This is a genomic window from Caballeronia sp. (assembly GCF_028292365.1).
GTDB lineage: Bacteria > Pseudomonadota > Gammaproteobacteria > Burkholderiales > Burkholderiaceae > Caballeronia.
Map to the genome: position 1 here is coordinate 1 of NZ_JAQGMM010000095.1, position 23,315 is coordinate 23,315.

At 61.2% G+C, this 23,315-nt stretch carries 16 protein-coding genes and 1 other RNA gene; 6 read left to right on the forward strand and 11 right to left on the reverse strand.

The window, feature by feature from the left end:
• The 10 genes from JWR14_RS05820 to trxA all read right to left on the reverse strand — a co-directional run.
• On the reverse strand, positions 1-536 hold a 536-nt coding region (locus JWR14_RS05820; RefSeq protein ID WP_299702914.1), incomplete at its 3' end, for a biosynthetic peptidoglycan transglycosylase.
• 4 nt (positions 537-540) lie between these two features.
• The gene (locus tag JWR14_RS05825; protein ID WP_299702917.1) at positions 541-6,519 is read right to left on the reverse strand and encodes an Ig-like domain-containing alpha-2-macroglobulin family protein; all 5,979 of its coding nucleotides are present in this window, start codon (positions 6,517-6,519) and stop codon (positions 541-543) included.
• Between the two features lie 131 nt (positions 6,520-6,650).
• Positions 6,651-8,030 (reverse strand): MATE family efflux transporter, encoded by a 1,380-nt coding sequence (locus JWR14_RS05830; protein WP_299702920.1) that lies wholly within the window; start codon positions 8,028-8,030, stop codon positions 6,651-6,653.
• Between the two features lie 2 nt (positions 8,031-8,032).
• Complete coding sequence (locus JWR14_RS05835) at positions 8,033-9,796, reverse strand: glycosyltransferase family 39 protein (RefSeq protein WP_299702923.1); 1,764 nt, start codon at positions 9,794-9,796, stop codon at positions 8,033-8,035.
• 304 nt (positions 9,797-10,100) lie between these two features.
• Positions 10,101-10,355: a type B 50S ribosomal protein L31 gene (locus tag JWR14_RS05840; RefSeq protein WP_299702926.1), complete on the reverse strand. Its 255-nt coding sequence runs from the start codon at positions 10,353-10,355 to the stop codon at positions 10,101-10,103.
• 185 nt (positions 10,356-10,540) lie between these two features.
• Positions 10,541-11,380: a M90 family metallopeptidase gene (locus JWR14_RS05845; RefSeq protein WP_299702929.1), complete on the reverse strand. Its 840-nt coding sequence runs from the start codon at positions 11,378-11,380 to the stop codon at positions 10,541-10,543.
• A 31-nt stretch (positions 11,381-11,411) separates the two neighbouring features.
• Positions 11,412-12,959, reverse strand: coding sequence for an MFS transporter (locus tag JWR14_RS05850; protein ID WP_299702932.1), 1,548 nt, complete (start codon positions 12,957-12,959; stop codon positions 11,412-11,414).
• The gene (locus JWR14_RS05855) at positions 12,959-13,438 is read right to left on the reverse strand and encodes a MerR family transcriptional regulator (RefSeq protein ID WP_299702934.1); all 480 of its coding nucleotides are present in this window, start codon (positions 13,436-13,438) and stop codon (positions 12,959-12,961) included. The genes JWR14_RS05850 and JWR14_RS05855 overlap by 1 nt, the downstream gene beginning before the upstream one ends.
• Positions 13,439-13,628: 190 nt before the next feature.
• Entirely contained in the window at positions 13,629-14,894 is a 1,266-nt protein-coding gene (rho, locus tag JWR14_RS05860; RefSeq protein WP_299702937.1) for a transcription termination factor Rho, read from the reverse strand.
• A 389-nt stretch (positions 14,895-15,283) separates the two neighbouring features.
• A complete protein-coding gene (gene trxA, locus JWR14_RS05865) occupies positions 15,284-15,610 on the reverse strand; it encodes a thioredoxin TrxA (protein WP_031356443.1) in 327 nt (108 codons plus the stop codon).
• A gap of 415 nt (positions 15,611-16,025) precedes the next feature.
• Between trxA and ffs the strand changes: the two genes are divergently transcribed.
• From ffs to JWR14_RS05895, 6 genes are all read left to right on the forward strand, one after another.
• An RNA gene (gene ffs, locus JWR14_RS05870) (signal recognition particle sRNA small type) lies at positions 16,026-16,124 on the forward strand.
• 342 nt (positions 16,125-16,466) lie between these two features.
• A complete protein-coding gene (gene dnaX, locus JWR14_RS05875; protein ID WP_299702959.1) occupies positions 16,467-19,325 on the forward strand; it encodes a DNA polymerase III subunit gamma/tau in 2,859 nt (952 codons plus the stop codon).
• Positions 19,326-19,710: 385 nt separating this feature from the next.
• On the forward strand, positions 19,711-20,037 hold the full coding sequence (locus JWR14_RS05880) for a YbaB/EbfC family nucleoid-associated protein (RefSeq protein WP_089163842.1): 327 nt from the start codon (positions 19,711-19,713) through the stop codon (positions 20,035-20,037).
• Between the two features lie 35 nt (positions 20,038-20,072).
• A complete protein-coding gene (recR, locus tag JWR14_RS05885; RefSeq protein WP_031356440.1) occupies positions 20,073-20,669 on the forward strand; it encodes a recombination mediator RecR in 597 nt (198 codons plus the stop codon).
• A gap of 36 nt (positions 20,670-20,705) precedes the next feature.
• Entirely contained in the window at positions 20,706-20,930 is a 225-nt protein-coding gene (locus JWR14_RS05890; protein WP_031356439.1) for a DUF1653 domain-containing protein, read from the forward strand.
• 91 nt (positions 20,931-21,021) lie between these two features.
• Entirely contained in the window at positions 21,022-22,227 is a 1,206-nt protein-coding gene (locus JWR14_RS05895) for a CaiB/BaiF CoA-transferase family protein (RefSeq protein ID WP_299702983.1), read from the forward strand.
• Between the two features lie 44 nt (positions 22,228-22,271).
• On the opposite strand, the gene JWR14_RS05900 is transcribed toward JWR14_RS05895, so the two are convergent.
• Complete coding sequence (locus JWR14_RS05900; RefSeq protein WP_299702985.1) at positions 22,272-23,246, reverse strand: NADPH:quinone oxidoreductase family protein; 975 nt, start codon at positions 23,244-23,246, stop codon at positions 22,272-22,274.
• Positions 23,247-23,315: the final 69 nt, after the last annotated feature.

Consider the following 23,315-nt stretch of genomic DNA (forward strand, 5'->3'; position numbering starts at 1 on the left):
TTGCCGAACAAGGTCTGCGATAAAGCCGATAAACCCACGATTTCACCGCGAAACGGCACGAGATTGAGATACGCCTCGAGAATCTGGTCCTTGCGCCAGGCGTGATCGAGCCATAACGCGTCGACCGTCTGCGTCGCTTTCTGGCCTATGGAGCGGCGTCCCGGCCGGCGATCTTCATCGATCAAACCGGTCAGTTGCATGGTCACCGTCGACGCCCCGCGCGTACGCGTGTTCCAGAGGTTGGCCCAGGCCGCGGCCGCCGCGCCTCGCCAATCCACGCCGCTGTGCTCGTAGAACCGCTTGTCCTCCGACACGACAATCGCCTCGCGCAACGCCGGCGAAACATCCTGCAACGCGACCCAGTCGCCGCGCCGCTCGGTTGTATCGATACGCGTACGCTGCAGCGGTTCGCCATTGCGGGCGAGCAGCACCCAGTCGGAACTGCGCCAGCCCGAGCGCACTTCGTCGAAGCTTGGCAGCGCATGCGCCGAGTTCGCAAGGAGGCAACCGATAAGGGCGAGGGCGGCGCGTTTCATCGCGTTATTTGGCCGGGGCCAGTGGAGCGACGACCATCGTCGCGTTCGGAATCGCGCCGAACACGGAGGGCGCATAGAGCGCTTCCACGCGCGTGGGCGGCAGCCCGAACGTGCCCGCGTTGTTCAGCCGAACCGTGTATTCCACCTGCAATTTCCCCTTCGGCAGATAGTCGTAATACGCGCGATATCCATCGAAACCCCGTTCGACAAACGCCGGCCAAGCGCCTTGCGGGCTCTTTTCGCCTTCGGTCGCCGCTTCCGAGTCGCGGCCGAGGCCCGAGCCGAGGATCGTTGCGCCGGCCGGAATCGGATCGTTAACGACGACCCACGTCATGTCGCTTTGCGCATCGATGTCGAGATGCACACGCACAATGTCACCTCGTGAAAGCGTGCCTTTGACAGCCGGATCGATCGGCGTGATGGTCTTCGTGATCCGATACCCCGCCGCGAACGGCGCTTTCAACGCAACGGCCGCGAGGCTCTCGATGGTCGCCCATGGTTTGCCCGTGCCGTCTTGCGTCAGGTTCAACGTGCCGGATGTCCAAGGCAAGGTTACGTTGCGCGGATTGGCAGGCGAGGCGGGCGTATTCCACGCTACAGCCTTCTCCGTCGTGCCGAGCGCAATGTGCGTTTGACCGGTCACCGGCGTGTTTTCGAACACCTTGGAAAAGCGTTGCACGGCGAGTTTGCCCCACAGGTTCGACGTCGTGGTTTGCCACGCGCCGTTCGTCTGCAACGCGAGCAAGCCGCCGACCAGGCGCGGCATTTCATCCTTCCACGCGGGGTTATCGGCGAAGAGCAATGCCGTGCGTGCCGCGTTTGATTCGGGGCCGGTCATCAGCCAGTAGAGGTCGTCATCGGCGGCGGTCGAGAAGGTGAGGCGCGTGCCCGAATAGGTCAGGCGTGCCCGCAGGATCTGCTCGACCTGAGCGCGCTGATCGTCGCGTTGTGCGATGCCATCGACACGTGAAAGGATCGAGTAATAGTCGAGCAGCGCGGACGTCGGCCATTGATTCGGCGCGATCGTGATCGAACCGAGCATGCGCGGTGCGGCCAGTCCGTATCGCGACAATGCTTCAATTGCCGACAGTTTCACGAAGTCCAGGTCCTGACGCGGCGACCAGAATTTCCGCTCGATCTTGCCTTCCACGAAGTTGGTCAGCGCGACGGCCAGTTTGTCGCGAAGGTCATCGGGCAACGCGAAGCGGGGATCGGCTTTCGATGCTTCATCGCTGACCGCGAGCAGATAGGCCGACAACGCCGGACTGCCGTAAGGCCGCGAATCGTCCGAGGGCGGGAAGTAGTTAGCAAGCCCATCGCTATCCAGATAGGAAGGCATCCTTGCCATCACCGTCTGCCATTGCGTGAGGTCATCAAGACCCAACGCGCGCGACGTTTGCTGCTCGAGGCAGCTATACGGATAACGTTCGAACCAGCGCCGCACACCCGGCAGGCCATCGGCGAGTTTTGGCTGCAGCGTCACGGCAATGCCACCGCGAAGCTGTCCATCAGCCGATGCCACCGCGGGCTCCGGCGGCGCCACGGGCAATGCGAACGTGCCGTCGACCTGCGTGATCGTTGCTTGCTGCACGGTCACCGTAATCGCGGCCACAACACGTTGCGTGAGCTTGACGGCATCGGTGGCTTTTGGCCCGCCTTGTTCTGCCGCGTTCACTTCCCAACTCAACGCGCCTGTTGCAGCCATGCCGATAGCATCCGGCGTGTTCACGTCCCATGAGATCTCCTGCGATGAATCCGGCGCCAGCGTCACGTTCTGCGCGGGAAGATCGAGCGCGGGAACACGCGGCGTCACGACCACCTGCATCGTTCGTGCGGTCGTATTGCGCAGCGTGAACAACGCGCGGAACTGGTCGCCCACGCGCACGAGCGGCGGCAGGCCCGAGATCAACTGCAGATCCTGCGTGCTGCGTATCGATGCACTGCCGGTACCGAATTGACCCGCGCCTACCGCTCCGATAGCGACTATGCGAAAGCTCGTCAACGCGTCGTTGAGCGGCACATCCACCGTTGCTTCGCCGTTCGCATCGAGCGTCACGCGCGGGTTCCAGAGCAGGAGCGTATCGAACAGTTCGCGCGTCGCGCTGTGTCCGCCGCCACCGCCCGCGGGCACGGCTTTACGCCCGAAATGACGGCGTCCGATAATCTCCATTTGCGCCGTCGATGTCTCCACGCCATACGCGCGCCGCTGCAGCATGGCGTCAAGCACGTTCCAGCTTTGATTCGGCATCAGTTCGAGCAGGGCTTCGTCGACGGCGGCGAGCGCGATTTGCGTGCCGGCCGGCGCGGGCTTGCCGCCCGGCAGCGTCACGCGCACTTTCACATGCGCCTTTGTACGTACAGCGTACGATTTCGCATCCGGCGTGACGGTCACGCCGAGCTTGTGCGAGGCCGTCCCCACCTTGATCTCGCCGAGCCCGTAGCGGAACGCAGGCTTCGACAAATCGACAAGCGGGGTAGGCGCTTCATATTGCCGCCCTTCGTACCAGAACGCGTGGACCCAATCGAGCGGCGCTTTCCAGCCCCAGGTGAAGAACGAATACCACGGCACTTCGTGAATCCGCCCGCGGATCGCGAGCACGGAAACATACACATTCGGCCCCCACGACTCTTGTACCTTCAGCTCGACGGTCGGGTTCTTGCCATCGAGTTCCACGACCTTCGTTTCCACGATACCCTCGCGCTCCACCGCCACCAGCGCGGTCGCGAAGCGGAACGGCATGCGCACCTGGAAGCGGGCGGTTTCGCCGGGTTCGTAGCTGGTCTTTTCAGGCAGCACATCGATCCGGTCCGTGTTTTCGCCGCCGAACCAGAGTTGATCCTCGCGCGTGACCCAGACCGACGTGGTCGCGTTCGCCACGCGCCCATCGCCGTCCTTGGCAGTGACAATCAGGTCGACGTTGCCTGCTTCCTTCAGTTTTGCCTCGCAGGAAAGCAAGCCGTGGTCATCGCTCTTGCCGCTGCAGAGCGTGCCCAGGTCCTTGGTTTCCGTATGGTTGTCATACGCGTAGAAACCGCCGACCATGCGCTTGCGCGAGCTCGTCATGGTCCGCGCAACGCCGCGGATTTCGAGCGCAACACCCGCTCGCGGCTTGCCTTGCAAGTCGACGGCGAGCGCCTGCACCGGCACCGCGTTGCCGACGGACACCCAGTCGCCCGCCTTGATGCCGGCAGCAACAGCCGCAGGCCAGAGCGTGGCGCTGCCGCGCAGCGTCTGGATCTCGCCGTTAGGGTCCGCGAAAGTCGCTTCCAGCGCGAGCTGCTTCGGCGCTTCCACCACCGGCAGCGACTTGAGCGTGAGCGATCCCGTGCCGTTGCGGTCGAGCGTCAGCGCGGTTTTATCGGCGATGAGCTTGGCCGTGGATGTGTCTTCCTGCGCGTTGCTGTTGTCGTCGTCGCCCTCGGTTGCGGGCGCGCTGGCGCCGTCGTCGGTGGGCTTCTTGTACGGCGCGAAGCTGAACGATTCGAACTGCGAAGCGAATGACGGCGACGTATCTTTCATCAGCGCCGACACTTGCACCGGCAGGTTCGATGCCGGTCCGCCCGACACATATTCAATCTGTACCGCCAGCGGCGCCGTAGTCGCAGCCACCAGTGCACCGGTCTTTTGATCGCGAATGCCAATGGATCCCTTGAACACCGGCAGACGGAATTCCTCTACGCGGAAGTTGCCGGTTTCGATGCTCATGCGCCCCGATCCGGAATTGTCGCTGTCGTTGTCGTTGTTATCGTCCGAGTTTGTCGAACCGTCATCCAGCGTCACGCTGTATTCGCCGAGCTTCGCGGCGGCTGGAATCGGGAAGCTTGAGTCCGCGCTCCGGTCGACCGCCCATTTGAGCGGAAGATGATAGGTCTGGCCGCTGCCCTCATGACGAATCGTCACGCGCGTCGGCAAACGGGAGGGAAACGCAAAACCGCTCAGCGTTTCTTCGCGCATCAAATGTTTCATCGATACCGTTTCGCCCGCGCGCAGCAGCGTCCGGTCGAACACGGTCGTGGCGCGCGTGGTTTGATCGCGGCTCATATCGGTGGGCACGTTGAAGCGCCACGATTCGATCCCGCGATTCCAGTCCGATCGCACGAAAGCCATGTCCGGGCCGGTCTTCGGATCGTCGACGCGCGCCGAGACGAAAAAGCCCGAGTAGTCGATGCTGTTTTCATCGCAAGGGTGTACCGATGCCAGCGGCTTGCCGATCGTTGCAATGCCATGCAGGTCGGTCTTGGCGACGGCGAGTTGATCGCCATTGCAATCCGTGACGCGCACTTGTGCGTTCGGAACGGGTTTGCCGCTATCGAGCGCGGTCACCCAGACAATGCTGTTTTCGCGGCCTTGCTTGAAATGCACGCCAAGGTTGGTGACGAGCACGGAGGTGCGCACGTACATGTCTTGCGGTTTGCCGAGCAACGATGCACCCAGCGCCGGCGATGCGAGTTCAACCACATAGAAACCGGGTTTCGGGAGCGGAATGCCGACCACTTCAAAAGGCCGCAACGACTTGGGATCGGCTTGCGGCACGCTCAAGGTTTCAACGCCCGGTTGTTTTGCAAGCAAAGACAGCGAGCGGATATCGATTTGCGGATCTTTCGCTGTGCTGCCCTGCGCGTAGACCGGCTTGACGCCATTGCTCAGCGCCTGCGGCATATCCTCTTTGATCTGCGAGACGGACATTGAAAAGCCGTCGAAACGATCGACGGTTTTCATCCATCGACGGATCTCCGTGTCGGCATCCACACGCAGTTTCGTCACGCTGGATGACCCCGCGTTGAGCCCGTTCACTTTCAGGTCGGCTTCCACGTGGCGCAGTGTGACGGGCAACATGGCGGACATGTTGGGCTCGGCGAAACGCTCGATGATCCCGAATGTCGACGATGAAAACTTCGCGAGCGGCGGCATGGGCGCCGTCGACGTCTTCAGCGGGAAGAGGTCCGCATTCGAGAGCGAGCGGCCACTGGAATCCTTGAGTCCGGGCGGCAGTTCTATCGATAAATCTGCGTGTTCGGGCAACGGCGCCGCGAACCGGACGGTGGTGATGTCGCTGTCCTTTTCGTCGGGATCGAACTGGGGCGAGGTCTTGCCGCCCGGGCCGTGCAGGGTGATTTTCTCGGCGTCCGCGCGCGGCACCGGCGAGCTGAATCGAATGCTCAGCGGGCGTAACGGCGTGCAGGGCGCCTTGGCGTTTTCACGTTCGCAGGAAAAACTCGCGGTGAAGGGTTCGCGGACATCGAAGTCGAAGCGCTTCTCCACGTCATTCGCGAGGCCGCTCGGGCCGGCTACGCCCGCGCCGTACACGAGTTGCATCTTCGTGGCTGACGGCAGGGTTTGCTGGCAGGCGAGCGTGAGGACGCGTGCGCTGTCTTTTTCGAGGCGGAAATGTTTGAGGAGGGCGGCGCGTGTGTTGGTGTCGACGTTTTTGACGGGAATCCGGTTACCCAATCCACTCGATTCGCACCAGATGTTTTGCAACGCCGACGCTTCCGTCGCGGGGCCGTTCAGGTGCAACACGAAGATCTGGTCTTCTTCTATCTCGCCGCCGCCGGGCATGACTTGCGTGACGAACGGGCCACCGGTTTCGAAGCGGAACTGACGTGGACCGGTGAGCGCGTTGCCCGCGGCGGATTTGAGCCCGTCGTCCAGCGCGACTGAGCAGCGCATGCCGGGCGTGAGGTCTTGTGTAAAGTCGAAGGCCCAGGTTTTATCGTCGATCCAATGCGCGGAACCTGCCGATGGTCCCCCGCTGCAATGGATCTGAGCCGGGGCTTTGGCTGCGGGATCTCCGAACGCGATCATCGCTTCGTCGAACTTGACGACCACCTGGCGCACCTGCGTGACCTTGCCCTGTGGCGATACGCTCAGCGTGCGGGCGGCGTCGGCGCGATGCGTTGCGCCCAGCAAACCCACGGCGAGCATGGAAAGGGCGGCAAGGGCCACCAGTGGCCAGCGTTGTTTTTTTATGACGCGGATCATCGCACTCGTTCCGAGGTGGCCAAAACGCTGGCGATTTTACCGGAGTGTTACGTCATCCTTGCCAATTGTTTTCATTTTATGACAACGCGCGTGAGCTGATTGCATCGAGTGCGCGGTTGGTGCGGTTGAATCTAAACTGGTTTGGCCCCTGCGCGGACGCGATCGTCCGGAATGTGCCGCGTGCTGATCCGCCGCCAGTAGAGAAACAGCCCTACGCCCGCCACGCCCAGGCTCAACGAGTTCGCCACCCAGAACCCGCGCGCCCCTTGAAGCCAGGCGGGCGCAAAACCGCCCACGTCGAACCCGAGCAAGTACCCGCCGCCCAGCCCGATGCCCCACAACGCGACCGCGTAGATTACCGTGGGTACGACCGCCACCTTGTAGGCGCGCAGCACGAACGCAGTGGTGATCTGGAGGGCATCGAAGAAATGGTAGAACACGACAATCGCCAGCAACGGCATGGCCGCCGCGATCACCTGGCTGTCGGGCGTGTAGGCCGCGAGCAAGTGAGACCGCAGCGCAAACAGCGCGGCGCCGTACACGCACGCAATACCGCACGACAACGCAATGCCGTGACGGGCGAGCGAACGGGCGGCATCGAAACGTTCTGCGCCGAGCGCTTGCGAGACCAGCGTGGCGGACGCCACGCCAATGGACAGCGGCGTCATGTAGAGCACCGCGCCAATGTTGCCGGCGATCTGATGTCCAGCCAGCGTAGTCGTGCCGAAATGCGAGATGAACAGCGCCATGAACGTGTACGACGTCACTTCGATCAGGTAGGACAGCCCCATCGGAATGCCGAGTTTCAGCAGCGCCTTCTGACGCTGCCAGACGGGCCAGCAAAAGCGCGAAAACACACCGAACGGCCGGAAGAACTCGACACGCACAAGCACCGTTATTCCAACAATGGCTATCAGCCAGTTGATCATCGTGCTCGCGATGGCGCAGCCCGGACCACCCAGCGCGGGCACGCCGAAACCGCCGAAGATGAACCACAGGTTGAGCGGGACCTTCAGCATCAGCGCACCGACTTGCAGAAACATCACGAGGCGTGGTTTGCCCACCGCGTTCGCGAGCGAGCCATAGACGCGAAACGCGAGACTTGCGGGCAGTCCAAGCGACAGGATGCGCAAATAGGCGAGGGTGCGGTCGTGCAGGGCGGGTGGCGTATCGGCGATGCTCAGGAGCGGCTGCGGGAAATACAGGCAAACGAAGCCAATCACCGACAACACCGCCGCCAGCCAAAGCGCCTGCCGGACTTCCTCGCCAATCTCGGCTTCACGCCGCGCACCGAACAATTGACCGGCGATGGGTTGCAAAGCCGTCAGGATGCCCGTCAAACCAATATAGACAGAGATGTAGATCGACGAACCCAGACCGAGCGCTGCAAGATCTGTCGCGGAATATCGGCCGACCATGGCGGTGTCGATCACGCTGAACGCGATGATCGCCAGTTGGCCGATCAGCACCGGCCACGCCAGGGCCACGATCTTGCGGACATCAGGCCACATGGTCAGTCGGTTCCGCGATGCAGCGACTTTGGTCGCGGCCGCTTGACCGGAGGCACTGGCCGCTCGATGCGCACATAGAGCCGGAACCGCTCGTCCCGGTCGGCCACGCGCCGGCCTTCCCACACGAGCTTCCATTCGAACGACGAGATTGACGACGGTTCGCCGTAATCCTGCGTGTCCTGGCGCAGGATTACGTCGCAGTCTTCATCGAAGGCGAAATGCATGCCGCCGAAATACGCGAAGGTCGCAATCTGCGCATTGCCCAGACGCACCGGGGAAATGCAGGTGTAATCAGGCGGCAGATGATCGGCGATCTGCTCGGCCACGTCGCGATACGTCCGGCTGTAGTTCACCACCGGCAACCACAGCGTCATCAGCAGCACCCACATCAGCGTGGTGCCGGCACTCGACAGCACGACGCTGCGCCACAACACCTTCGGATGACGCGCGAGGCGCCAGCGCGCGAGCGAAAACCAGCAGACCGTCACGGCGACCGCGCACACGAACGACAAGATCTTGAATTCGGGCTGAAAACCAGGTGCAAGACGGGCGAGATTGCGGGCGAGCGGCGCGGGGAAGCCAAACAGGCCCGCGCTCCAGACAAGCCAGACAAACGTGGCGAGCAGCGTGAAACTCAACATCGCGAACCAGTCGATGGCGTTGATCGCCCCGCGCTTGAGCGTCGGCAGCGCGAACGTGGCCAGCACGGACAACGGCGGCAGCAACAGCATGAACAGGCGGTTCGACTGGTGACTTTGCAGGACCACCAAAACCAGCAGCGGCCCGATCACGGATAACGGCACGGCCACATGCGGCGAGCGCCGCAGTCCGCTCCAGCTAACAAAGGTCCATATGGCAAGCGGCCACGCCGGCCACGTGAAGAGCGGCAGGTTCTTGAGGGCGTAGGAGAGCGCCTGGATCGGCGAACCGGAAAACGAGTCGAAACTATTACGCCACCATTGGCGCAGCCACCATTCGCCGTCGTCCGGGTAGAAGTGCAGCACCGGCCACACCCACGCGCCGATCAGGATGACAGCAACGGGCACGCCAAGCACGAGCAGATAAAACGGCCGCACTTCGCGCACGATCACGGTCATCGCCAGCGTGCATATCAGCAGTGCCAGCACCAGCACCGGGCTACTCGACAAACCCACGAAACCGATGGCCGCGCCCCAGATCAGCGCGCCCTGGATCGGTTTGTCGCAGCTACGCACGAGGCCGTAGAGCAGCATGGCGGTGCCGGCAAACTGAGCAAGCTGAGGCGTGGTTTCGTGGCCGCGTTCGGCCAGGCCGAAGCAGGCGAGCAGGATCAGCAGCGCGCCATCGGCGAGTGTGCGGCCGTAGTCGCGCGGTTCTGGCTCGCCGCCGAATGCGTATTTGAACGGTTGTGCCTCGTCGCGCCGGCCAAGCAGATACGCCGTGTACCAGACAAACGCGCAGGCGATACAAAACAGCAAACCGGTCACCACGCGGGATGCATTGCTTGCATCGACCCACGGGCTCAGCAGGCGGATAAAACCCGCGCCGAACCAGTACATGAACGGGCCGTCGCCGGTAAGCGCCTTACCTACCAGATTCGGCAGCAGCCAGTCTTTCACGCTGCCGTTGGCCATGGTCCACATCACGCCGAAGCCCGCTGCATCCTCGTTTTTCCACGGATCGCGGCCGAACAATCCAAACGACGCGTAGATGATACAAATGGCGAGCAGCAGCCAGCGCGGCAGGGCGCTGGTGGCGGAGGCGGTCAGACGGACGACATTTCGCATGCGTTTGGGCGAGGGAACAAAACTGATGGAGCGCCGATGGAGCAAAGCGGCGGCGCTTGGGTCTTACATGACACGCGAATCTCGTGCCTCAGCGGGCCGTGCGTTTTTTACCGAATCCGGCATTGTAGACGGGCGGCGTCGCGCGCGTCATTGCGGTGCTTGTAAGCGACTGGGTTCTGTGGAATTTGGCGAGGCGGGTCCGCCGGATTGTCTCCAAATTGCACCAATGCGCGGGGCATGGACGAAAAAAAGGCAGCTTTCGCTGCCTTTCTTCGAATCCAGCCTTGGCTGTTTTCTCGACAAATTACTTCTTTGCCGAAAATGCTGCGAACTTCTTGTTGAATTTCTCGACGCGGCCAGCCGTGTCCATGATCTTTTGATTACCGGTGTAGAACGGATGCGATTCCGACGACACTTCGATCTTTGCCAGCGGGTACGTCTTGCCTTCGAACTCGCCGGTTTCGCGCGTGTTGATCGTCGAACGGGTGATGAACTTGAAGTCGTTCGAGATGTCGACAAACAGCACTTCGCGGTAATTCGGGTGAATGCCTTCTTTCATGGTCTTTCCTTGGTATCTGTTGGTAGCCAGCCCACCCGGGTTACGGGTTTTGCGCGGATTTTCGGGGTTTTTCTTAACCGATCCTGCGAGCGCGAGCCACTTGCCTGAGGTCGAAAAGCGGAGATTATGCCAGAAAATCAGCTGTTTGGCATGTTTTCAGGCGGTTCTGGACTGAGACACCGGCGTCATTCCTGCCCCGGCGCGGCCAGCGCGCCTACGCTTGCCGGATCTTGCCGGTAATACCGCGCGAGCAACCGGTACAACTCCGGATATTCCCGCTCAAACGCCACCGGCTGTACAAACAGCGCTTCACTGCAGACTGCAAAAAACTCCGACGGATGGTCGGCGGCGTAGGGATCAATCAGCGATTCGCGCTCAAACCGGCCCCAGCGGCGCGGTGGAACGGCATCGACCTGAGCGCAGAAATGGTCATAGGCGTGATCGAAGACGTCGTTCCAGGCGTTGGAATCGAGCGGCGCGTGCCAGCCTCGAAAGAGCGGTGGATGGCCGTCCGCCTCGCCATTGAGCATGTCGATCTTGTGCGCGAATTCGTGGATCACCACGTTGTAGGCGTCCTCGCCGTCGGTCATCTGCGCATCTTCCCACGACAGCACGACGGGCCCGCCTTCCCACGCCTCGCCGCTCGCATCATGTTCGATCTCGTGCACCACGCCGGCCTCGTCCTCGACCGTCTTACGGATCACGAACTCGCCCGGATAAACAATCACGCCGACCCAGCCACGATACAACTCCAGGCTCAGATTCAGCACGGGCAGGCAGGCCTGCGCTGCGATGGCGACGATCATTGCGTCGGTGAGCGGCAGATCGTGGGCGGTCGAAAACTCCTTTTCCGCGATAAAAAGCGTTGTGCATTCGCGCAACCGGGCGCGTTCGGCGTCGTCGAGATGGCCGAAAAATGGCAGGCGATCGAGCGTGTTTTGCCAGAGTGCGGCGTCGATAGCGTGTTTGCGCAGCGCTCTTTCACGACGATTTCCGCTAATCAGCCGGGTCAGGAAATTAGCCATGAGACGTATATTTGTCCTCGTTTTCTCAAGCTCAATCGATCTGTTTCTGCCAGAGCGCGAACACGCCGCCGCAAATCGCCACGCCCGTCAGGAAATAAAAGCCGTCGAGCGAAGCCAGGAAACTCGCTTGTTGCGCGACCGTGCGGGCGATGGTTGCAATCGCGAGCGCGTGGGCATCGACGGCTGAATGGCCAGCCGTTGCGAAGCCATTCGCGAGCGCATTCGCGGCGTTCTGAAACTCCGGATTGTACGGATTCACGGCTTCGGCGAGGCGCGACTGATGCAGCGCTTGCCGATGCTGCTCGACAATAATCACTGCCGCCGTGGCAAACGAGAGCGTCAACTGCCGCACAATATTCTTCAGCCGGTAGCCGTGCGTAAACTCCTCGATCTCAAAAATCCTGAACGTCAGGTTTGCCACTGGCAGCACGATGAACAGCAGCAGTAATCCACGCAGCAGCATGGGCAGGATCAGGTCGCTTTGGGCCACGCCCGGCGACATGCGCGTCATCAGCCATCCGACCAGCGCGGCAATCGCAAAACCCGGCACGATGATCCACTTCTTTCGCGGCACATACTTCGTGAATTTGAAATACAGGAACAGCGCGGAACCTGAGATCAGCGATGTGATCCCGACCAGTTGACCCGTATTTTCGACGGGATAACCGAGTCCCTGTTCGAGGAATCGCGAGATCAGGTAGCTGAACCCCGTGGACTCGAAGTAATAGAACATGTAAAGCAGGAGGCCGACCTGAAACGAGCGTTCGCGCAGCGCATGAAGGCGCACGAGCGGCGCAGGGTGATGCCATTGATGCCACGCGAACCAGGCGAGGGCGCTAATTCCCGCCACCGTCAGCAGCACGAGCGCGGGCGATGTGCTGAAGTGCACGAAGCGCACTTGTTGCATCACGATCTGCAGTGCGCCTTGTGCAAATGCAAACAAAAGATACGGCCAGAAACTGGTCGCGCCGCGTTCTTCCCGCACCACATTGCCGGTATCAGGCAATGCGAGCATGGCCAGGACGGCGAATGCGAGCCCTGCGGGCGCGGTGCAGGCGAACAACGCGCGCCAGTCGAAATGCGACACCAGCCAGCCGCCAAGCAAGGGCGCAACCGCGCTGCTGCCCACAATCAGGATCAGGAACGCCCGCGTCGCGCCGGCGCGTTTTTGCGGGGTGAAGCTCACCTGGATCAGGATGCGGCACGCGCCCATCATCGGACCGATGAAGTAACCTTGCAAACCGCGCGTGAACATCAGCTGCAGCGAGGTTTCAGTGAGCGCAGACATCATTGCGCCGCACGCGTACAGCAGCATGCAGCCGGCCACGTAACGCCGGTGCCCGAGACGGTCCACCCACCATTGCTGCTGCAGGATCCCGAGCACTGCGGCGACTGCGTAAGCACTCGACGACCACACGAGCTCATCCGGCGATGCATTGATGCCGCCCGCAATGTAGCTGGCGAAAAACGAGAAGATGGCGTTGTCGAAGTAATCCAGCCCGGTCACGAGTGCGAGCACCCACGGGAAAAAATCGCCGCGCAATCGCTCGACCGTGAACACGGGCGCCCGTGCGCTCATTACTTCTTGCCCCTGGCCTTCGCGCTCGCGTTCGATCTTTGTTCGAGCAGTGCGTCAGCAGGCTGGCCCGCAAGCCGTGCTTCCACGTAATCCAGGTCGAGACGCAGTTCTGCGCGCACCGCTTGCGCTTCTTTCAGCTCGCGGCGTACGGACTCGATGCGGGTATCGATAGCATCAAGTTGCTGCTGCAGACCCTGGCGGATGTCCGCCAGCGAATCTGGCGAATAGCGGTTCTGCCCAGCTTCCGTTTTTTCGAGCGGCCGCTTGAGCATTTCCACGATGCCGTGCAGCGAAAATCCCAGCGACCTCAGCCGCAAGATTCGCCCGAAGCGCTCCAGGTCATTTTCGTCGTATAGCCGATAACGCCCCTCGCTGCGGTTGGGCGTAACGAGACCACGTTCTTCGTAGTATTTCAGCGTGCGCGGAGTGACGCCGAGGCGTTCGGCGGCGTCGCGCACGGTAAGCAGTTCGCTGGACATGGCGCTGGCCGATGGTTCTATCGGCGGATGAGGATATCCCGAAATTATAGATCAACATGAACGTGAACGTACACGTTACCAATCGCGTCACTCGTTTCGGCAGACGAAAAAAAGCCGCCCGCGAACGCGGGCGGCTTTCATGTTTCGAACCAGGGCCTTGGATTAACTCGGTCTGACTCAATGAGTTGAATTAACTACCGCCGCGGCGCATCAGATCGAAGAATTCAGCGTTGTTCTTGGTCTGACGGATCTTGTCGAGCAGGAACTCCATGGATTCGACTTCGTCCATGTCGTGAATGAACTTGCGCAGCACCCAGACTTTTTGCAGCAGGTCCGGCTTGATCAGCAGTTCTTCGCGGCGTGTGCCCGACTTGTTCAGGTTGATCGACGGATAGACGCGCTTTTCTGCGAGACGGCGTTCCAGGTGCACTTCCATGTTGCCGGTGCCCTTGAACTCTTCGTAGATCACGTCGTCCATCCGGCTGCCGGTTTCAATCAGCGCCGTGCCGATGATGGTCAGCGATCCGCCTTCCTCAATATTGCGCGCCGCGCCGAAGAAGCGCTTCGGGCGTTGCAGTGCGTTGGCATCAACACCGCCGGTGAGCACCTTGCCCGACGCCGGCACAACCGTGTTGTAGGCACGTGCGAGACGGGTGATGGAGTCGAGAAGAATCACGACGTCGTGCTTCATTTCGACCAGGCGCTTGGCTTTTTCGATCACCATTTCCGCGACTTGCACGTGGCGCGCGGCGGGTTCGTCGAAGGTGGAGGCGATCACTTCGCCGACCACCGAGCGCTGCATTTCCGTCACTTCTTCCGGCCGGTCGTCGATCAGCAGCACGAACAGCACGATATCCGGGTGGTTCGATTTGATCGCATGCGCAATGTGCTGCAGCATCACGGTCTTGCCCGATTTCGGCGATGCCACCAGCAAGCCGCGCTGACCCTTGCCGATAGGCGAGATCATGTCGATGATCCGGCCCGTCACGTTCTCTTCACCGCGCATTTCGCGTTCGAGCGGCATCGGCTTGTTCGGATGCAGCGGCGTCAGGTTTTCGAACATGATCTTGTGCTTCGAGGCTTCCGGCGCCTGGCCGTTGACCTTGTCCACCTTGACCAGTGCAAAGTAGCGCTCGCCGTCTTTCGGCGTACGCACTTCACCTTCGATGGTGTCGCCTGTGTGCAGATTGAAGCGGCGGATCTGCGAGGGGCTAATGTAGATGTCGTCTGTGCTGGCGAGATATGAAGTCTCGGGCGACCGGAGGAAGCCGAAGCCGTCAGGTAATACTTCGAGCGTGCCGTCGCCGAAGATCGTGTCGCCAGTCTTGGCGCGCTTTTTAAGAATCGCGAACATCAATTCCTGCTTGCGCAGTCGATTGGCGTTTTCGATCTCCAGGCCATTGGCCATTTCGATCAATGCGGAGACGTGCTGAGACTTGAGCTCGGATAAATGCATACGGATTTCCCGCCAGGGAGAAGAGGTACAACAGAGAATTTGGGAGGAGAAGTGAGCTGAACGCTCAAGGACCTAAACGTCTTGCCGTCTTAAGAAACGTCTTGCAGTCTTAGGATTCTAGCATAGCACATGCCGACAGGCCCTCGGGTGGCCTTGGTAACAGTGTGATTCGTGCATGTTGTGACCTCACAACAATTTGCTGGAATCACCACGTGCAGCTAGCTGCTTTTTCCGCTTTTACTTGTTTTGGTCGATGCTGCCCGGACCATGGATAACCCCCGGCGCAGGCACCACATCTTGTCGCTGAAAGGAAGCTGATCCACGAGAGCCGGAAATGCCATTGCGGGCTTTCCGGCTTCGAGTCACAACGTCGGCCCTGCAGCTTCAAATCACAGATTGCTGTCCAGAAACGCGGTCAGTTGCGACTTGGACAATGCGCCAACCTTCTGCGCGGCTACTGCACCATTCTTGAACAGGATCAGCGTGGGAATGCCGCGCACTCCAAACTTCACCGGTGTTGATTGATGCTCGTCCACATTGATCTTTGCGATCTGCAGGCGGTCGCCGTAGTCCTTGGCCACTTCGTCGAGAATCGGAGCAATCATCTTGCAAGGACCGCACCATTCCGCCCAGAAGTCGAGCAAGACAGGTTTATCCGATTTCGTGACGTCCTGGTCAAAGGATGCGTCGCTGATATGTTTGATCGATTCGCTCATTATGTGAATACCTCTATGAATTCGAGGCCCGCGTTTGAATGCTCGCCACGATACACCAAAACAGGAAATAGTTCGCCGCGCTGCGGGGTGTAGAGCCGCTCGCTTGGATGGGCGCATACCGTTGCCGGAAAAGCCGCGTTCTGCCCGTCACACGGTGATTAACCGGTGCTTCAAATTGTCATCTTAGCTTACTTTGCTATCTGTTGCCGGGTACCGATAGGCCCCGTCTGGACGACCCTCCGGCGCGCGATATTGCACCATAATTAACCGCGTATTTCCGCGTATTTATATACAGCGAGCCGATCCGGCAAGGCGGCTGGCCCGATGTCACGCATATTGCGATTGCGCGCCCGAATTGCAATAGCACTCGCCTTGGTGGTGGGCGCGGCGATCCTTCTCTGATATGATTCTCCGTGACGGGCCTCCTCGCATGGTGGCGCGGTCAATCTGGTCAGGTCGGGAACGAAGCAGCCACAGCCGTTTTCTACCAGTGCCGAGGGTCGGGCTCGTCACCTTCGCTTTTCTTGTTTGGGTCGTTCTTGTTTGCTTCGCCATAAGCTAGTCATTCTCACTAGCTCACAACACCCCCGTAGTTTCCCCAAGCGTCGCATCGTTTTGTCCCTCGTTTCAAACCTCCTGTCCTCCGGTTTCCGGATGCCTTGTCAGATTTGCGTCTGTCGCGCGCCAGATTGCTCGCTCGTTTCCACGTTTTCATTCGCATTTCCCATCGAAGTCTTTTGCCGCCCAAGAAGCCGTTCTGCCCGTATGCAGTGCAGGTTCCTGCGCGCTGCTTCACCAGGTGCGCGCCCCTCCGCGAAACGCTTTTGCCTCTTGACGTTGCTGATACAATTTCGGCATGACCTATCAAGTTCTCGCACGCAAGTGGCGGCCCAAATCTTTCGCTTCGCTCGTTGGCCAGGAGCACGTGGTACGCGCGCTTACGCACGCGCTCGACGGCGGACGACTGCACCACGCCTATCTGTTCACCGGCACGCGCGGTGTTGGCAAGACGACGCTGTCGCGCATCTTCGCCAAGGCGCTCAATTGCGAGACCGGCGTGACATCCACACCGTGCGGCGTATGCCGGGCGTGCAAGGAGATCGATGAGGGACGGTTTGTCGACTATGTAGAGATGGACGCGGCCAGCAATCGCGGCGTGGACGAAATGGCTGCGCTGCTCGAGCGCGCGGTGTATGCCCCGGTCGACGCGCGTTTCAAGGTCTACATGATCGACGAAGTGCACATGCTCACGAACCACGCGTTCAACGCCATGTTGAAGACGCTGGAAGAACCGCCTGCGCACGTCAAGTTCATCCTCGCCACCACCGATCCCCAGAAGATCCCGGTCACCGTGCTGTCACGCTGTCTGCAGTTCAATCTGAAGCAGATGCCGGCAGGGCAGATTGTCGGGCATCTGGAGCATGTGCTCGGTGAAGAGCAGATCCCGTTCGAGCTGCAGGCATTGCGGCTCCTGTCGCGTGCCGCCGACGGCAGCATGCGTGACGCGCTTTCGCTCACTGACCAGGCCATTGCGTATTCGGCGAACCAGGTCACGGAGGAGGCCGTGCGGGGCATGCTCGGCGCGCTTGACCAGAGTTATCTGATCCGCTTGCTCGATACCCTCGCGGCCGGCGACGGGCAGGGCGTGCTTGGCATCGCGGACGAGATGGCATTGCGCAGTTTGTCTTTTTCCACGGCGCTGCAGGATTTGGCCGGCTTGTTGCACCGGATCGCATGGGCGCAATTTGCGCCGGCTTCGGTGCTGGACGAATGGCCAGAGGCAACGGATATCCGCCGTTTCGCCGACTTGCTCAGCGCGGAGCACGTGCAGCTGTTCTATCAGATTGCAACGATCGGGCGCGGCGAGATGGGCCTGGCTCCCGATGAATATGCCGGTTTCACCATGACGCTGCTGCGCATGCTCGCGTTCGAACCCGCGGGCGGTCCGGGTGGAGGGGGTGGAGGCGGCGCGCGGGTGAGGCAGGCGGTTGTGGGTTCGTCCAGTGCAGGGACACGTGCATCGGCGCCGAGTGGTGTTGTAGCCGGTGGGGCGGGATTGTCGGTCGCGGGGGCTGCAAAGCCAGTCGAGAATCGTGTCTCCGATATTGCTTCGGCTGGCGTGACCACGACGAGTTTGGATCGCGAAGAAGCGCCGCTATTGCCGGATGCGGGTCAAACGGTTGTGACCGGGCACAGTGCTGCTGACGACGGAGGCAATTCGGCTCCGAAGGCGGTTGCGGGTGCGGGATCCGTTTCGAGCGAAAGTCTTGCAGCGACTCGTACTGGTGACGATGTAGCACAAAGCCTCGCGGCTGAGTCTAAGCCGGTTCCGAAGGCGCAAGTGATCGCGGCCCCTGATCGAACGGCAGAGGTCATCGATACCTCCGCCGTCGCCCAGGCTGGTGTCATCGATCCAGAAGGTGCAGAGGAAGGGGCACCTGAAGGGAAGGTTGAAGCGCTGACGAACAAGGCTGTCGATTTGCATAACGATGGCGTTAAGGCGGACGCAGCGGATGCGCAAAGCGCTCCGGCGAACATTCCTGCTGGATCGGCATCGTCTGACGTAGCGACAGTATCTGTAAATCCGCAGCCCTCCGCCGATACGCCTTCGTCTTCTGTGAGTTCCCATGCCTCGCCGGATGAAGTCTCGGCTGTTCCTGAATCAGAGCTCGATTCCAGTTCCGCGACGTTGGCCGCAGCCGCCCAGGAACTCGTCGATCGCGACGCTGCCGGTCGGCCGGAAAATCGGCCGGGCAAGGCCGTGCCGCCGGCTGAAAAAATCGCATCTCCACGTGCGACGGGCGGTGCTAGCGCCGCGCTCGATGTATTGCGCAGTGCAGGCAATCGGGTATCCTCGGATCGCGCGGCCCGTACTCCCGAACCCGTGCGCAAACCCGCCGCCCCGAAGGCAACGCCCACCGTGCAGGTTCCGATGCCTCGCCGGCTTGCGGCTTCGGCAGATAGAAGCGCAGCGCCCGCAGCGGGCGACTCCAGGTTCAGCGGTGCGCAGCCGAACGCGAACCGCAATGATACAAATGCCGGCGGCGCCAACGGCGCTGGCGCCATCGCCAGCAAGAACAGCGGCGGCGCAACCCCTCCGTGGGAAGAAATGCCGTTGGACGACTATCAACCGGTGTCGTCGGAAGAGGGCTATTTCATACCGCCGGACGACGGTTTTATGCCTGCGTTCGACAGCGGTCCCGATGACTTGCGCTTTAACGATGCGCCTGCCGCCAAGCCAGCGCCCCGAGTCGATGCACGTCCGCTGCCGCCCGCTGTCCCGCTCGATGCAATTGGCGTGAGCGGTGACTGGCCAACGCTCGCCGTGGATTTGCCGCTGAAAGGTATCGCTTATCAACTCGCCTTCAATAGTGAACTGACCGCGTGCGACGGCACGTCCATCACGCTTGCCGTGCCGGTCCCGCAATACGCCGAAAGCGCACAGGTGGCGAAGCTGAAGGCTGCATTAACCGACAAGCTGGGCCGGCCGATCGACGTGAACGTGAGTGTCGGCCCCGCGCGTCGCACGGCTGCCGCGATCGACGCCGCTGCTCGCGCGCAGCGCCAGCAGGAGGCAGAGAAGGAGATTACGCAGAACCCGTTCGTGCAGTCGCTGATCCGCGATTTTGGCGCGAGTATTGTGCAGGGTTCGATCAAGCCACTGGCATCGGGCAGCGCGCAGGATGGCGGCCAGAACGCGGCATCGGCGAACTGACGTTTTCTCTGTGGGCGAAGAAAGGCTGACGCGGAAGGGGGCTGCAGGTGGGGGGACATTGTGAGCCACGCAGTGTTCAGACGCCGAAAGCCGTTAAGCTACGCAGCCTTCGAACACTGAGACGCGATAAAGCCAGAACCCCCGCGGAGCGAACGAGTCAGAGAGAGCATCCAGGCTTCGGATCGAGAAAGCCGGGCAAGCACGAAGGTGAGAGCCCCTTCATGCCGGACAGCTCGAATGTAAATCGAAAGACCCGCTGTAAAGCATATAAAGCACGCAAGGCTACAACCATCACCCATTCACAGCCGGCGCGGACCCGAGCCGATCCCGAACCGCGCGGCACGCATTCATTCTCTTTACCCCGTTTCGAGCAAGGAGCCCGACCATGATGAAGAACCAACTCGCCGGCTTGATGAAGCAAGCTCAGCAGATGCAGGACAACATGAAGAAGATGCAGGACGAACTCGCCCTGGTCGAAGTGGAAGGACAGTCCGGCGCCGGTCTCGTTAAGGTGGTCATGACGTGCAAGAACGACGTCCGCCGTGTAACGATCGACCCGAGCCTGCTCGCCGACGACAAGGACATGCTGGAGGATCTCGTTGCCGCTGCGTTCAACGACGCCGTGCGTAAAGCCGAAGCCACCACGCAGGAAAAGATGAGCGGCATGACGGCCGGCATGCCAATGCCGCCGGGTTTCAAGCTGCCGTTCTAAACACCTCAATCCTCAGAGCATAGGGCCACCAGCGCATGAAACAACCTTCCGCCTTGTCGGCGCTAGTCGAAGCGCTGCGTGCGCTGCCGGGCGTGGGTCCCAAGTCGGCGCAGCGCATGGCCTATCATCTGATGCAGCACGACCGGCCGGGCGCTGAAAAGCTCGGCCGGTCGCTGATGTTCGCCACCGAGCATCTGCAACATTGCGAAAAGTGCAATACGTTCACCGAGGCGGCGATTTGCGAAGTCTGCATCGATCCCGAACGCGATCCTGAACTGCTCTGCGTGGTCGAAACACCCGCCGATCAGATCATGCTCGAACAGACCCTGACGTATCGCGGACTGTATTTCGTGCTGATGGGACGGCTGAGTCCGCTAGATGGTATCGGGCCGAAAGAGATCCATTTCGATCGCCTGATCCAGCGCGCCACAGACGGCCTCGTGAAGGAAATCGTGCTTGCCACGAACTTCACGAACGAAGGCGAGGCGACCGCGCATTACCTTGCACAGACGCTCAAGTCGAAGGGCCTGAAGGTGACGCGCCTAGCGCGCGGCGTGCCGGTAGGCGGCGAACTCGAATATGTTGACGCGGGCACGATCGCGCGTGCAATGCTCGACAGGCGCTCAGTTTAGACCGTAGTCGCAGTTATCTCGCAACAAGGCAACTATATGACCGAAGCAGAAGCATTGGCGCTTGCCACGCACCGGCATTACAAGGGCGGTTTATATCGCGTGATCGGCGTGGCGCGGCATTCGGAGACGGAAGAGCCGATGATCGTCTATGAGCATCTCTGGCCGCACGATCATGGCCTGTGGGTGCGTCCTGCGGAACTGTTTAACGGCACACTCGCCGACGGTTCTCCGCGCTTCAAGGCGCTCGACATTCCGCTATAGATCTTGTGTGGCGCCTCACGCCATCAAGCTATTTCAAGCCGCTGTCCAATCGCTGTGAAACCGTTTTGAAACCGACAACAAAGGAGACACCATGAGCGCTTCTACGGGACCGCTCGCCGGCGTCAAGGTGCTCGAACTCGGTACGCTGATCGCCGGGCCGTTCGCCGCGCGCTTCATGGGCGAGTTCGGCGCCGACGTGATCAAGATCGAAGATCCGAACGGCGGCGATCCGCTGCGCAAATGGCGCAAGCTGTATCCGGAAGTAGGCGGGACATCGCTATGGTGGGCCGTCCAGGCACGCAATAAAAAGTCGGTGACGGTCAATCTCAAGTCTCCTGACGGCAAGGAAATCGTCCGACGACTGGCGAAAGAAGCCGATATCGTCGTCGAGAATTTCCGGCCGGGCTTGCTCGAGAAACTCGGGCTGGGCTACGAGGTGTTAGCCGCCGAAAACCCCGGCCTCGTGATGGTGCGGCTGTCGGGCTACGGGCAGACCGGGCCGTATCGCGACCGGCCGGGCTTTGGCGCCATCGCCGAATCGATGGGCGGATTGCGCCACATCACGGGTTACCCGGACCTGCCGCCGCCGCGCATCGGCATTTCCATTGGTGACTCCATTGCCGCGCTGCATGGCGTGATTGGCGCGTTGATGGCGCTGCATCATCGGCAAGCGAATGGCGGCAAGGGACAGGTGGTCGATGTCGCGCTGTACGAAGCCGTCTTCAATATGATGGAAAGCGTTGTACCCGAATACGGTGTGTACGGCATGATCCGCGAGCGTACCGGCGCGTCGTTGCCGGGCATCGTGCCGTCGAACACGTATCCGTGCCGCGACGGCAGTGTTGTGATTGGCGGCAACAGCGATCCAATCTTCAAACGGCTAATGCTCGCGATTGGCCGCGAGGACCTGGGCAACGATCCCACGCTGGCATCGAATGACGGGCGTGTGCCGCGCACACGGGAAATTGACGACGCTATCCGCGTATGGCTTTGCACCCGTTCCATTGATGAAGCGCTCGCCGTACTGAATGCCGCGGATGTGCCCGCCGGCCGAATCTACAGCGTGGCCGATATGTTCACCGATCCGCAATACATCGCGCGCCAGATGATCCAGCATTTTCCCTGGCAGGACGGTCGGGAGATCGCGCTGCCGAACGTCACGCCAAAATTGTCGGAGACGCCGGGCGAGACGCGCTGGCTTGGCCCGCAACTCGGCGAACACACCGATGACGTCCTGCAATCGCTCGGGTATGAGCCCGAAGAGATTGCGCGACTGCGGGCAAGCAAGGCGATTTAAGCTTCCACGGCCTTGGTTTATGCCATCCGCCGCATTGCAAGCCGTCAAGGTTCGATCACGATCTTCCCCGACACGCGCCGGCTGGCCATGTCGTTCAATGCCGCGGCGGTCTGTTCAAGGGCATAGCGCCTCGTGACGTGCGGCCGTACCCGGCCGTCCTTGATCCAGCCGAAAATCTGCTGCAACGCGGCACTCGCCAGGTCGGGCTCGCGCTGGATATGCTGGCCCCAGAACACGCCAACGATACTCGCGCCCTTGAGCAGCGCGAGGTTGAGCGGCAACTTCGGAATCTCGCCGTTCGCAAACCCGACCACGAGATACCGGCCGCGCCACCCAATGCTGCGAAAAGCCGGCTCCGCATACTCGCCGCCGACCGGGTCGTAGATGACGTCGGGCCCGTTCCCGTCTGTCAGCGCCTTGATCCGTTCGCGCAGGTTTTCACTTGCGTAGTCGATGGTGGCGTCCGCACCATGTTCCACGCACAAGGCGAGCTTTTCCGGACTCGACGCCGCTGCAATCACGCGCGCACCGAGCGCCTTGCCAATTTCCACCGCTGCCAGCCCCACGCCGCCCGCCGCGCCCAGCACAAGCATGGTCTCACCGGCCTTCAGTGCGCCCCGGTCGACCACGGCGTGGTGCGACGTGCCGTATGCGAGCGTGATGGCCGCAGCGCTGGCGAAGTCGATGTCGTCGGGCAACGGCATACATGCCGCCTCGCTTGCCAGCGCCTGCTCGGCGAATGCGCCTTGTGCCGTGTAGGCGGCGACTCGCATGCCGGCCTTCAATCGCTTGACGTCCGGGCCTACGGCTCGTACCACACCCGCGAACTCGGAACCCGGCGTGAACGGCAGTTCGGGCTTCATCTGGTACTTGTTCTGGATCACGAGGACGTCAGGGAAATTCACGCTGGCGGCGCGTACGTCGATCACTACCTGGCCCGCCCCGGGCTGGAGATCGGAAAGTGTTTCCAGGACGAGGGACTCCGGTGGTCCGTACTGGTTGCATCGAATGGCGCGCATGGTGTCTCCGGGTGAAATTATCGTGATCTGGCAGTGTAGATCAGGCCTGTATGAGCGTGCTCTTACCTC

Excerpts from the sequence above, each read along its gene's own strand:
- JWR14_RS05890 (WP_031356439.1), top strand. The coding sequence starts at position 20,706 with ATGACCGAAGCAGAAGCATTGGCGCTTGCCACGCACCGGCATTACAAG.
- JWR14_RS05845 (WP_299702929.1), bottom strand. The coding sequence starts at position 11,380 with ATGGCTAATTTCCTGACCCGGCTGATTAGCGGAAATCGTCGTGAAAGA.
- recR (WP_031356440.1), top strand. The coding sequence starts at position 20,073 with ATGAAACAACCTTCCGCCTTGTCGGCGCTAGTCGAAGCGCTGCGTGCG.
- JWR14_RS05840 (WP_299702926.1), bottom strand. The coding sequence starts at position 10,355 with ATGAAAGAAGGCATTCACCCGAATTACCGCGAAGTGCTGTTTGTCGAC.
- JWR14_RS05880 (WP_089163842.1), top strand. The coding sequence starts at position 19,711 with ATGATGAAGAACCAACTCGCCGGCTTGATGAAGCAAGCTCAGCAGATG.
- rho (WP_299702937.1), bottom strand. The coding sequence starts at position 14,894 with ATGCATTTATCCGAGCTCAAGTCTCAGCACGTCTCCGCATTGATCGAA.
- JWR14_RS05825 (WP_299702917.1), bottom strand. The coding sequence starts at position 6,519 with ATGATCCGCGTCATAAAAAAACAACGCTGGCCACTGGTGGCCCTTGCC.
- dnaX (WP_299702959.1), top strand. The coding sequence starts at position 16,467 with ATGACCTATCAAGTTCTCGCACGCAAGTGGCGGCCCAAATCTTTCGCT.
- JWR14_RS05835 (WP_299702923.1), bottom strand. The coding sequence starts at position 9,796 with ATGCGAAATGTCGTCCGTCTGACCGCCTCCGCCACCAGCGCCCTGCCG.
- JWR14_RS05830 (WP_299702920.1), bottom strand. The coding sequence starts at position 8,030 with ATGTGGCCTGATGTCCGCAAGATCGTGGCCCTGGCGTGGCCGGTGCTG.
- JWR14_RS05895 (WP_299702983.1), top strand. The coding sequence starts at position 21,022 with ATGAGCGCTTCTACGGGACCGCTCGCCGGCGTCAAGGTGCTCGAACTC.
- JWR14_RS05855 (WP_299702934.1), bottom strand. The coding sequence starts at position 13,438 with ATGTCCAGCGAACTGCTTACCGTGCGCGACGCCGCCGAACGCCTCGGC.
- JWR14_RS05900 (WP_299702985.1), bottom strand. The coding sequence starts at position 23,246 with ATGCGCGCCATTCGATGCAACCAGTACGGACCACCGGAGTCCCTCGTC.
- JWR14_RS05850 (WP_299702932.1), bottom strand. The coding sequence starts at position 12,959 with ATGAGCGCACGGGCGCCCGTGTTCACGGTCGAGCGATTGCGCGGCGAT.
- trxA (WP_031356443.1), bottom strand. The coding sequence starts at position 15,610 with ATGAGCGAATCGATCAAACATATCAGCGACGCATCCTTTGACCAGGAC.